Here is an 11,611-nt window from a genome sequence, read left to right as displayed (position 1 = left end):
CGGTGCGGATGAACTTGCCCTTGCCGCGGACGAAGCCATCAATGTGCATCACCGGCGTGCCTTCCGGGTTGGCATCATTGCACGGCCACTGCACCGAGCCCTTTTGGTCCAGAAGTTGATAGGTCACATTGGAAAAGCTCGGTGTGGTGGCTGCGATTTCATCCATGATCTCAGAGGGATGATTGTAGGTCCAGTCAAGCCCCATGGCTTGCGCAAGCTTCAGCGTCACTTCCCAGTCGGCCAAGCCGTTCTTCGGTGTCATCACCTTGCGCACCCGGTTGATGCGGCGTTCGGCATTGGTGAATGTGCCGTCCTTTTCCAGGAACGTCGACCCGGGCAGAAACACATGGGCGTAATTGGCGGTCTCATTAAGGAAGAGGTCGTGAACCACAACACATTCCATCGCTTCCAGCCCGGCCTTGACGTGCTTGGTGTCAGGATCGGACTGCAGGATATCCTCGCCCTGGATGTAGATGCCGCGGAAGGTCCCATCAACAGCAGCGTCGAGCATGTTGTTGATCCTGAGCCCTGGTTCCGGATCAAGCTCGACACCCCAGAGTTTCTCGAACACATCGCGGACCTCGCCGCCCGAAATATGCCGGTAGCCCGGCAATTCGTGCGGGAACGAGCCCATGTCGCAGGCGCCCTGCACGTTGTTCTGGCCCCGCAGCGGGTTCACTCCGACGCCGGGACGGCCGATATTGCCTGTCGCCATGGCCAGATTGGCGATCGCCATCACCGTGGTCGAACCCTGGCTGTGCTCGGTGACGCCGAGGCCGTAATAGATCGCGCCATTGCCACCACGCGCATAGAGCCGCGCCGCGCCGCGCACTTCTTCCGCGGGTACACCGGTAGAGGCTGCTGTTGCCTCGGGAGAATTGGCGGGCTCGGCGACAAAGCTCGCCCAGTCCTCGAATTCCGACCAGTCGCAACGCTCGCGGATGAAGCCCTCGTCAAACAGGCCTTCGGTGACGATCACATGCGCCAGCGCGGTCAGGACCGCGACATTGGTGCCGGGCTTCAAGGGCAGATGATGGCTGGCCTCGACATGGGCCGAGCGCACCAGATTGATGCGGCGCGGGTCGATGACAATGAGCTTCGCTCCAGCCCGCAGTCGTTTCTTCAGCCTCGAGGCAAATACCGGATGTCCGTCGGTCGGGTTGGCGCCAATCAGAATGACGACGTCGGTGTGCTCGACGGAATCGAAATCCTGGGTTCCGGCCGACGTGCCGAAGGCTTTGCCGAGACCGTAGCCGGTCGGCGAATGGCAAACACGGGCGCAGGTGTCGACATTGTTGTTGCCAAAACCGGCGCGCACCAGCTTTTGCACCAGGAAAGTCTCCTCATTGGTGCAACGCGACGAGGTGATGCCGCCAATTGCGCCGCGCCCGTGCTGGAACTGCAGACGACGGAATTCCTTGGCGACATGGACAAAAACCTCGTCCCAGCTGACTTCGCGCCATGGATCGGTAATCTTCTCGCGCACCATCGGGTTGAGGATCCGGTCCTGGTGGGTGGCATAGCCCCAGGCGAAACGGCCCTTGACGCATGAATGGCCGCGATTGGCCTTGCCGTCTTTCCACGGCACCATGCGCACCACTTCCTCGCCGCGCATTTCGGCCTTGAACGAGCAGCCGACGCCGCAATAGGCGCAAGTGGTGACCACCGAATGCTCGGGCTGGCCGATTTCGATGACGGATTTTTCCTGCAGCGTCGCTGTCGGGCAAGCCTGCACGCAGGCGCCGCAGGAGACGCATTCGGAATTCATGAAGCTCTCGTGCATGCCCGCCGAGACACGGCTTTCAAAGCCCCTGCCCTCGATGGTCAGCGCAAACGTGCCCTGCACTTCCTCGCAGGCCCGCACGCAGCGCGAACAGACAATGCACTTGGCCGGATCATAGGTGAAATACGGATTGCTCTCGTCTTTCGCCATGTAGCGCGGATTGGCTTCGCCGTTCTGCCGCACCTTCACATGATTTTCACCGTCATAGCCGTAGCGCACATCGCGCAAACCCACGGCGCCGGCCATATCCTGCAACTCGCAATCGCCATTGGCGGCGCATGTCAGGCAGTCGAGCGGATGGTCGGAGATATAAAGTTCCATCACGCCGCGGCGGATATCCTTGAGCCGCCCGGTCTGGGTGTGAACCACCATGCCTTCGCTGACCGGTGTGGTGCACGACGCAGGTGTGCCGTTGCGCCCCTCGATCTCGACCAGGCAGAGCCGGCAGGAACCAAAGGCATCAACCATGTCGGTGGCGCAGAGTTTGGGCACCTGGATACCGGCTTCCATCGAAGCCCGCATCACCGAGGTTCCTTCGGGCACTTCGATGGTGGTGCCGTCTATGGTCAGTGTGATTGTCTTTTCAGCCTGGGAGGCCGGTGTGCCATAGTCGATTTCCTGGATCAGTGCCATCTTCATTCACTCCGCAGCCTGGGACATCGGAACCGGATGAAAATCCTCCGGAAAATGTGTCAGCGCACTCATCACCGGGTACGGCGTAAAGCCGCCCAGCGCGCAGAGCGAGCCGAATTTCATGGTGTTGCAGAGATCGCTGACCAGTTCTTTCTGCTTGTCGGGCTCGATACCGGCGGCGATGCGGTCGATGACTTCGACCCCGCGTGTCGAACCGATGCGGCAGGGCGTGCACTTGCCGCAACTTTCAATGGCGCAGAACTCGAAGGCGAAGCGCGCCTGCTTGAGCATGTCGGCGGTGTCGTCAAACACTGTAATGCCGGCATGTCCGATCAGCCCGTTCTTTGCGGCAAAGGCCTCGTAGTCGAACGGGGTGTCGAACAGGTCCCGAGGAAAATAGGCGCCCAGCGGTCCGCCGACCTGCACCGCCTTGACTGGGCGCCCGGTGGCGGTACCATTGGCTATGTCATCAACCAGCTCGCCCAGCGTCATGCCGAAGGCTGCTTCGAAAAGCCCGCCATGCCTGACATTGCCTGCGATCTGAATCGGGATCGTGCCGCGCGAGCGGCCCATGCCGAAATCGCGGTAATAATCCGCGCCCTTGTCCATGATCACCGGCACGGAGGCGAGCGAGATCACATTGTTGACCACTGTCGGGCGGCCGAGAAAGCCCTTGTGCGCCGGCAGCGGAGGCTTGGCCCGCACCACGCCGCGGCGACCTTCCAGGCTTTCAAGAAGTGCCGTTTCCTCGCCGCAGACATAAGCGCCCGCGCCAACCCGGACTTCCATGTCGAAAGCCGGCCCTGACCCATGAACGGATGTCCCCAGAATATTGTTTTCCCTGGCGATTTCGATGGCGCGATTCATCACCCTGATGGCATGGGGATACTCGGAGCGGGTATAGAGGTAACCCTTGGTGGCGCCCGTTGCGATGCCTGCAATCGCCATGCCCTCGATCAGCACGAAGGGGTCGCCCTCCATGATCATGCGGTCGGCGAAGGTGCCTGAATCGCCCTCATCAGCGTTGCAGACGATGTATTTCTGCTCACCGTCAGCCTCCAGCACGGTGTTCCACTTGATCCCGGTCGGAAAGCCCGCGCCGCCACGGCCGCGCAGACCGGAATCGGTAACCTGTTTGACGATGGCGGCAGGCGCCATGGCGACGGCGTTCGTCAACCCGGTCAGTCCGCCATGATTGCGGTAATCTTCAAGCGACAGCGGATCGGTGATGCCGCAGCGGGCAAAGGTAAGCCGGGTCTGACGTTTCAGGAACGGGATATCTTCCGGCGTACCGAGACAAAGTCGATGATCGCCGCCCTCGACCATCCCCGCATCAAGCAGTCCATCGAGATCAGACGGCCTGACCGGACCGTAGGCAATCCTGCCCTTGTCCGTCTTGACCTCGATCATCGGTTCCAGCCAGTACAGCCCGCGCGAGCCGTTGCGGATGATTTCCACATCAAGATCGCGCGCCTTGACCGCTTCCGCCATGTGGATCGCCAGCCTGTCAGCGCCCAGGGCGACGGCGCCGGAATCGCCTGGAATATAGATTTTCACCCTCATGTCCGCACCACCTCCGCCAGAGCCTTGACCGAATCTTCGTCGAGCCGGCCAATGACATCGCCATCCACCATCGCGGCAGGCGCGCAGGCGCAAAGACCCAGGCAATAGACCGGTTCTATCGTCACCATGCCGTCGGTACTGGTTTCGTGCCAGTCGAGCCCGAGCAGCCCGAGCAGCCGGTCCGCCAGCTCATCGCCGCCCATCGACTGACAGGCTTCGGCGCGGCACAACTTGATGACATGCCGGCCCGCAGGCGCTTCACGGTAATCATGATAAAAACTGACCACACCATGGACTTCGGCGCGCGAAAGGTTGAGCCCCTGCGCAATCACCGGAACGGAGGCCCGCGGAACATAGCCAAACTCCGCCTGAACGTCGTGGAGAATCGGCAGAAGCGGTCCTTCGAGCGGCTTCAGCCGACCGACTATAGCTTCGGTTCGCACTGCGATATCCGCATCCAATTGGCGTGATTCCATGCCAAACCCCTCCCGATAGTGTAACAGGATGTCCACTACGCCGTGAACAACCCCTTGAATCAAGTCATCATATTCGTTGTGCGATAGAAAATTTCTATCGCTGCGAAAGAGTCCGGGCGAAAACCCTCGCCTCGTGAAGCAACGCCGAGACGATCGGAGTATGCGGCTCGCGCGGGGCAGCGATCATGCCAACCACATGGTGCGCGTCGGGCTCGACGATCGGAATCGACTTGATATCGTCGCCAAACCCAAGGGTATCAGCCAGATTGACAGGCATGATCGATGCCCATTTGCCGGTTCTGATGTGGGAGAACAAGACGATCATCGAATTTGATTCCAGCGTCGGCTTGGCGGTCGCGCCGGCCTCGGTGAGGTGCTGGTTGATGATCCGCCGGTTCTGCATGTCCGGCGTCAGCAGGCACAGCGGCAGCGTTGCCACCTCCGACCATGTCACTTTGTCACAGTCTGCATACTGCTGTCCGGCGGAGGTGATGAGCTGATAGCGCTCTGCGTAAAGCGGGATTGTGGCAACACGTCCCGTGGGTTCGTTTTCCAGATAGCTTATGCCGACGTCGATCTCGAAGTTTTCCAGCCGCGAGAGCACCTGATAACTGGTGCAGGACGTGACCGAAAGCGTCACTGCCGGGTGCTTTTTGGTGAAGGCGACGGTGAGGTCGGTGACCATATAGGTCGCGGTGGGAATAACCGCGATCCGGGCATGACCCGACAGCCCCCGGCGCGCGGCTTTCATTTCCTCGCGCATGGTGCGGGTGTCACCGACGATGCGTCTGGCCCATTCCAGCACGCGCTGGCCTTCGGGCGTCAGCCCCTGAAAGCGCGACCCGCGCTGCACCAGGGTTACGCCCAACTGTTCTTCAAGTTGCTTGAGAGACGCCGACAATGTCGGCTGGGTGACGCCGCATTCTTCCGCGGCCCGGCCGAAATGCCGCTCCCTTGCGAGCACGATAAAGAATTCGAGCTTGTCGATCATGAAACGCAAACTCGCATGAGGAGTTCGCATCGCGCAAGCAGCACAAACGACGCCGCCATGTCGGAATTGCGCCCATGGCGAAACCGCTTAGGCCGCCACCCGGTCTCCGTCTTCCGTGCCTGGCGCCAACGTCACCTCAAGCCCGTCAAGCTCTTCACTCATCAGCAACTGGCAGGACAGCCGCGAATTGTCACGCACGTCGAAAGCCTGGTCGAGCATATCCTCTTCCTCGGCATCGATCGGATGAAGCTTGCCGGTCCAGACCGGTGCGACATGGACGTGGCAGGTGGCGCAGGCACAGGCGCCGCCGCATTCGGCCTTGATGTCGAGACCCCAGTCGCGAATGATTTCCATCACGCGGAAACCTTCCAGTGCTTCCAGTGTATGGCGGGCTCCGCTCTGGTCGGTAACGTGAATTTGCATGGTCTGGTCTCCCCGATCAGGCGCTGGCTATGCGACGCCAGCTGTAGCTTTGCCCGGCCTGCGTGGCGTCGGCTGATGGCTGATAGTGCAGATCAATGCCCGGCAGACGTTTTTCCACCAGTCGTCTCTGCGTCGGCTCGTGCGAAATCTCGAAACTGTCAAACCCGGTGCGCAGCATCAGCGGCACCTGGTCAAGCAGCACATTGCCAACTGCCCGCAACTCCCCGGTATAGCCCAGTCGTTGCCTCAGCAGCATGGCTTGTGAAAAGGCCCGCCCGTCACTGAAGGCGGGGAAATTCAGCGCGATGATTGCCACCCGGTCGAGCAACGGTGCCAGCGCACCCACATTTTCGGCTGGCTGCACCATCACACCAAAGGCGGCATTGTCCCGCACGTGCTCCAGCGCGTCGGCAAGCGCAAGCAGTTTCGAACCGTCGCCGGTATCGCTTGCTGCCCAGGGATCGTTCTCGACAATCCCGTTCTGTGTCCAAATGACAGTCATGATAAGTCTCCGGATCTTGTCCTAAGCCGCCTGGACCTGGCCGCCGTAAAGCGCTGCCTTGAAGGGATCGGCGCCAATGCGGCGATAGCAGTCGATGAACGGTTCATCTGCGCTCCTCCGGTTGGCCAGATAGGTCTCGACAATGGTCTCGATGGCGACGGTCAACTGTTCGGGGCCGAAGCCACGGCCGGTGATCTGGCCGATGGAGGCATTCTCGTCTCCAGAACCGCCGAGCGAAATCTGGTAGAGCTCCTCACCCTTTTTCTCGACGCCGAGAATACCGATATGTCCGACATGGTGATGCCCGCAGGCATTGATGCAGCCGGAAATCTTGATCTTCAGATCGCCGATTTCAGCCTGTCGCTTGGGGTCGGCAAAACGATTTGAAATCGCCTGGGCCACCGGGATCGAGCGTGCATTGGCGAGCGCGCAATAATCCAGCCCCGGGCAGGCGATGATGTCGGTGATCAGGCCGGCATTGGCCGTTGCCAACCCGTCGGCCAGCAGCGCGCGGTACAGCGGTTCCAGATCGGCAAGCGCAACATGCGGCAGCACCAGGTTCTGTTCGTGCGTCACGCGGATTTCATCATGGCCGAACTCTTCAGCCAGACGCGCCACCGCATCCATCTGGTCAGCCGACGCGTCACCCGGAATACCGCCAATCGGTTTGAGCGATATCGTCACCATGCCATAGTCCGGATGCCGGTGCGGCGCCACATTGCGGCCGACCCAGGCGGCAAAGCCGGGGTCGGATTTCTTCCATGCGGCCAGTTCGGCCCAGCCCTCGGCGCGGTCACCAAGCTTTGGGGGCGCGAAATAGGCATTGATCGCGGCAATATCGGCGTCGGGCAGTTTCAGCTCGCCATCCTTGATATGCGCCCATTCTGCATCGATCTCTCGGGTCAGTTCTTCCACCCCGGTTTCATGCACCAGGATCTTGATCCGCGCCTTGTACTTATTGTCGCGACGGCCGTGCATATTGTAGACCCGCACGATTGCGGTGGTGTAGGACAAAAGATCGGATTCCGGCAGGAAGTCCTTGATCTTCTTGGCCAATAGCGGCGTACGCCCCTGCCCGCCACCGATCCAGACAGCAAAACCCAGGCGGCCCTGATCGTCGGTCTTGAGCTGCAGGCCGATGTCGTGGGTCTGGATCGCGGCGCGGTCGTGCTCGGATGCGATCACCGCGATCTTGAACTTGCGGGGCAGAAACGAGAACTCCGGATGCACCGACGACCATTGCCTCAGGATCTCCGCATAGGGCCGCGGATCGGCAACTTCGTCAGCGGCAGCACCGGCGAATTGATCGGAGGTGACATTGCGGATGCAGTTGCCCGAAGTCTGGATCGAATGCATCTCGACGTCTGCCAGTTCCTCAAGGATTGCCGGGACGTCGGACAGCGCAGGCCAGTTGTACTGGATGTTTTGCCGCGTGGTGAAATGGCCGTAGCCACGGTCATAGGTGCGGGCAATGTGCGCCAGCTTGCGCATCTGGCGCGGATTGAGCGTGCCATAGGGGACGGCCACTCGCAGCATATAGGCATGCAGTTGCAGATAGACGCCATTCATCAGCCTGAGCGGCTTGAAGGCATCCTCGGAAATCTCACCCGAAAGCCGGCGCTCGACCTGGTCGCGAAACTGGCTGACACGCGCGGCCACAAAGGCGTGGTCGAATTCATCATAGCGATACATCGTATGGTCCTTATGCGGCTTGGGAGGCCTGCGCGGCGGAAACCGGCGCATAATCGATTGTCGGTCCGTCTGCGCGGATGCGTTCGCGCAGACGGAACGGACGCAGCCCGGCGGGCGTTTCCTCGATCTCGATGACATTGACATCGACCACGCGGTTGTCGGCGAGGGCCTGGTCGCCTGCTGCAGTGATCGCCGCCACGGCATCGTCGTGGCGGGCGACAAAGGCATCCTTGAGTGAGAATACCCATTCGCCATTGGCGCCAAGCCAGACGGAGATGCCGTCGCTCAGACGGTTTGCGGTGAGAACCTTGGTCTTGATCGGTACGGTTTTCATCGTGACCTCCTCAGGCGGCTTGGGTTTGACTGGCCGGGGCAGAGCTTTGCTGTCCGGCTGCAATGGAAGTTGAATGCTCGAAATTGGCGCCCGCGACGGCATCGCCGATCACCACCATCACCGGCCCGGCAAGCTCGGTGCGGTGCTCAAGTGCCGGCAGGTCGGCGAGCGTGCCGTGAAACAGGCGGCGATCGCGGCGTGAAGCGTTTTCGACGATTGCAACGGTCATGTCGGCGGGCAGTCCCGCATCGATCAATCGCGCGGCGACACTGGCGGCAACCGTGCGGCCCATGTAAACGCAGAGCGTGGCACCCGAAACCGCCAGCCGCGCCCAGTCCGGCAATGCCGCGCCGGTGAGATCATGCCCGGTGGTGAACACCAGCGACGACGCCACGCCGCGCAATGTCAGCGGAAGCTGGAAATCTGCAGCGGCCGCAAGCGCAGAGGTGATGCCCGGCACGATCTCGAACGAGACGCCGGCATCGCGCAGCGCCGCCATTTCCTCGCCGGCACGGCCGAAAATCAGTGGATCGCCGGATTTGAGCCGCACCACGCGCTTGCCCTCGCGGCCCAAACGAACCAGCAACTCATTGATCTGGTTCTGGCTTTTGGAGTGACAGCCTTTGCGCTTGCCCACGGAGATCCGTTCGGCATCGCGCCGGCCGAGCGCCACCACGGTCTCGGGCACCAGTGCGTCATAAACGATTGCATCGGCTTCCATCATGGCGCGCTGGGCGCGAAGCGTCAGCAAATCCTCTGCGCCCGGTCCTGCGCCGACCAGCCAGATATGCCCGGGCGCAGGCTCTCGACCGCGCAGCATCCGGGTTGCGATGCGCCGGGCCTCGGAAATATCGCCATTGTCGACATGGGTCGCGACATCGGCCTCGAAGAACCGGCGCCAGAACACGCGCCGCGCCACGCCGCGCGGCAACAACCGGTCAACAGCGGCGCGGTAGTCCTGGGCAAGTCGCGCCAGTGTTCCCAGCGAGGGCGAAAGCATCTGGTCGATGCGCGCACGGATCATCTGGGCCAGAACCGGGCCTGCGCCTTCGGTTCCGATGGCGATCACCACCGGCGCGCGGTTGACCAGCGCGGGGGTCAGGAAATCGCAATAATCCGGCTGATCAACCGCATTGACGGGAATATGGCGTGACCGTGCGTCAGCCACGATCTTGCGGTCGAGCGCTGCGTCGCCGGTGGCGGCAAATACCAGTGTCGCGCCATCCATCTGGGAGGCTGCATAGGCGGCTGGTACCGGCTCGAGCCCAAGACGGGCAAGGCTGTCGATGAGTTCAGCTTCGGGCGCATCGGCATAGATCGATATATTGGCCGATGTGTTGGCGACAAGCCGCGCCTTGGCGGCGGCTTCCGCGCCATTGCCGAAGATTGCCACCTTGCGGGCATCGACCCGCATGAAGGCGGGGAATGTCGTCAAGCGTGCTGATTGCGTCGCCATGTCCGGTTAACTCCTGATTTGACGCCATTTTCAGGAGAAAGACGAAACAAATGAAGGAACAAAGATTTGCCAAACGGGGCGAACAGATATTCTTTTACCCTTTAAAGCCGGTTATGGAGAATGGGTGACCGCGACGCTTCACGCTCATGCGGTGGGACTGCAAACAGTTGGAATCTGAGATGGAGATCAAGGAAAACGCGGAACTGGTCCGCAAACTGCTCGACGTGATGGAACACGATATCCTGCCACTCACCGAAAAAGGCGTTGCTGATGGCAACAAGGTGTTTGGCGGCGCGCTGCTGCGCAAATCCGATTTGTCTCTGGTCATGGCTCAAACCAACAACGAGACAGAGAACCCGCTGTGGCACGGCGAAGTCCATCTGCTCAAGTGCTTCTATGAAAGCCCGATATCAAAGAATGAACCGACCAGGGACATGATATTCCTGTCGACGCACGAGCCCTGCACCATGTGCATGTCGGCGATCGCCTGGGCCGGGTTCGACAATTTCTTCTATTTCTTCAGCCATCAGGATTCACGCGACAGCTTTGCCATCCCGCATGATCTGAAGATGCTCAAGGAAGTCTTCGGACTGGAGCCGGGGGGGTACAATCACGACAACGCCTTCTGGCGCGGCCGTGGCCTGTTCGATATTATAGCCACCCTGCCCGACGATCAGGCTCAGCCGCTGCTTAACCAGGCCAACCGCATCCGCGCGCGTTACGCCGAGCTGTCGAACGCCTACCAATCGAGCAAGGATGACAACGCCATCCCGCTCAACTGAACTGCAGGATACGAGATGACCACTACAAGTCGCGGTAATTGCCTGTGCGGCGCCGTCAGTTTCGAGATGTCGGGCAGCATTGACGGTTTCTTTCTGTGTCACTGCCGGCGCTGTCGAAAGGACACAGGATCCGCCCATGCAGCCAACATGTTTTCGGCCAACGCCACAATCATCTGGAAGACAGGCAAGGATCTGGTCAAAACCTTCCGGCTTGCGGGAACGCGGCACCAGAAAAGCTTTTGCGGCACCTGTGGGTCAGCAGTTCCGAGTATTGACGCCGACAGCGGAATGATGACGATTCCGGCCGGCTGCCTCGACAGCCCTGTCACCGTTCGGCCGGATGCGCATATCTGCTGTGCGGACCGGGCGGAATGGGACAGGCAATTGGAGCAAGTCCCTGCGTTCGCCGGGCTCCCCGGGCCGTCACAATAGCCCGACAGGTGGATCTGGCAGACCGCGTAACGGATACCGCGCCGCCTCGGACAGGCGACTGATCTGTGGACAACACCGGTGCAGGCGGCAGAACGGTCGCGGCTGTGACGCGGCTCGGCTAGTCTCGCTTGAGCAGGCCGCAGTGTCTGGATCTTACCGAGAGCTGCGCACGTGACCTGCAATCGACCGCTGCCTCACCATCCTCGGTGAACACTTTGATCTTTCCTAACCGCGGCACGCTCTGAATGAAACCATCACGCGACATTTCCGGACTACTCGAAATCATGGCAGCGCTCCGGGACCCCGAAACCGGCTGCCCGTGGGACATCAAGCAGGATTTCGCCTCGATCAAGCCGTACACGATCGAGGAGGCCTACGAGGTCGCGGATGCGATCGAGCGCAACGATCCCGAGGATCTGTGCGACGAACTGGGTGATCTGTTGCTGCAGGTGGTGTTTCACGCCCGTATGGCAGAGGAAGAAAAGCTGTTCTCGTTCGAGGATGTGGTCGAGGCGATCACGGCGAAGATGATCCGCCGCCATCC

General features: G+C 60.9%; 12 protein-coding genes. 3 read left to right on the top strand and 9 right to left on the bottom strand.

What is annotated here, in order from left to right; genetic code table 11:
- The 9 genes from fdhF to cysG all read right to left on the bottom strand — a co-directional run.
- The coding region (gene fdhF, locus ABJN75_RS07345) for a formate dehydrogenase subunit alpha (protein WP_348438256.1) at positions 1–2,416 on the bottom strand (2,416 nt) is incomplete at its 3' end.
- A gap of 6 nt (positions 2,417–2,422) precedes the next feature.
- Positions 2,423–3,979 (bottom strand): NADH-quinone oxidoreductase subunit NuoF, encoded by a 1,557-nt coding sequence (locus tag ABJN75_RS07340; protein ID WP_348438254.1) that lies wholly within the window; start codon positions 3,977–3,979, stop codon positions 2,423–2,425.
- On the bottom strand, positions 3,976–4,455 hold the full coding sequence (locus ABJN75_RS07335; protein ID WP_348438252.1) for a formate dehydrogenase subunit gamma: 480 nt from the start codon (positions 4,453–4,455) through the stop codon (positions 3,976–3,978). The genes ABJN75_RS07340 and ABJN75_RS07335 overlap by 4 nt, the downstream gene beginning before the upstream one ends.
- A gap of 94 nt (positions 4,456–4,549) precedes the next feature.
- Entirely contained in the window at positions 4,550–5,446 is an 897-nt protein-coding gene (locus tag ABJN75_RS07330; RefSeq protein ID WP_348438250.1) for a LysR family transcriptional regulator, read from the bottom strand.
- Positions 5,447–5,533: 87 nt separating this feature from the next.
- Positions 5,534–5,869, bottom strand: coding sequence for a 2Fe-2S iron-sulfur cluster-binding protein (locus tag ABJN75_RS07325; protein ID WP_348438248.1), 336 nt, complete (start codon positions 5,867–5,869; stop codon positions 5,534–5,536).
- 16 nt (positions 5,870–5,885) lie between these two features.
- Positions 5,886–6,371: a DUF934 domain-containing protein gene (locus tag ABJN75_RS07320; RefSeq protein ID WP_348438246.1), complete on the bottom strand. Its 486-nt coding sequence runs from the start codon at positions 6,369–6,371 to the stop codon at positions 5,886–5,888.
- Between the two features lie 21 nt (positions 6,372–6,392).
- On the bottom strand, positions 6,393–8,063 hold the full coding sequence (locus ABJN75_RS07315) for a nitrite/sulfite reductase (RefSeq protein ID WP_348438244.1): 1,671 nt from the start codon (positions 8,061–8,063) through the stop codon (positions 6,393–6,395).
- Positions 8,064–8,073: 10 nt separating this feature from the next.
- A complete protein-coding gene (locus ABJN75_RS07310; protein WP_348438258.1) occupies positions 8,074–8,382 on the bottom strand; it encodes a DUF2849 domain-containing protein in 309 nt (102 codons plus the stop codon).
- Between the two features lie 25 nt (positions 8,383–8,407).
- The gene (gene cysG / locus ABJN75_RS07305) at positions 8,408–9,853 is read right to left on the bottom strand and encodes a siroheme synthase CysG (protein WP_348438242.1); all 1,446 of its coding nucleotides are present in this window, start codon (positions 9,851–9,853) and stop codon (positions 8,408–8,410) included.
- A 179-nt stretch (positions 9,854–10,032) separates the two neighbouring features.
- Between cysG and ABJN75_RS07300 the strand changes: the two genes are divergently transcribed.
- From ABJN75_RS07300 to ABJN75_RS07290, 3 genes are all read left to right on the top strand, one after another.
- Positions 10,033–10,635 (top strand): nucleoside deaminase, encoded by a 603-nt coding sequence (locus ABJN75_RS07300; RefSeq protein ID WP_348438240.1) that lies wholly within the window; start codon positions 10,033–10,035, stop codon positions 10,633–10,635.
- A 15-nt stretch (positions 10,636–10,650) separates the two neighbouring features.
- Entirely contained in the window at positions 10,651–11,067 is a 417-nt protein-coding gene (locus ABJN75_RS07295; protein ID WP_348438238.1) for a GFA family protein, read from the top strand.
- A 245-nt stretch (positions 11,068–11,312) separates the two neighbouring features.
- Positions 11,313–11,611, top strand: a 299-nt coding sequence (locus ABJN75_RS07290) for a MazG nucleotide pyrophosphohydrolase domain-containing protein (RefSeq protein WP_348438236.1), incomplete at its 3' end; no start/stop codon positions are given.

It is taken from the genome of Hoeflea sp. (genome assembly GCF_039975035.1).
In the GTDB taxonomy this organism is placed as follows: Bacteria; Pseudomonadota; Alphaproteobacteria; order Rhizobiales; family Rhizobiaceae; genus Hoeflea.
Note: the sequence above shows the minus strand (reverse complement) of the source record. Positions and strands in the feature narration are given on the sequence as shown.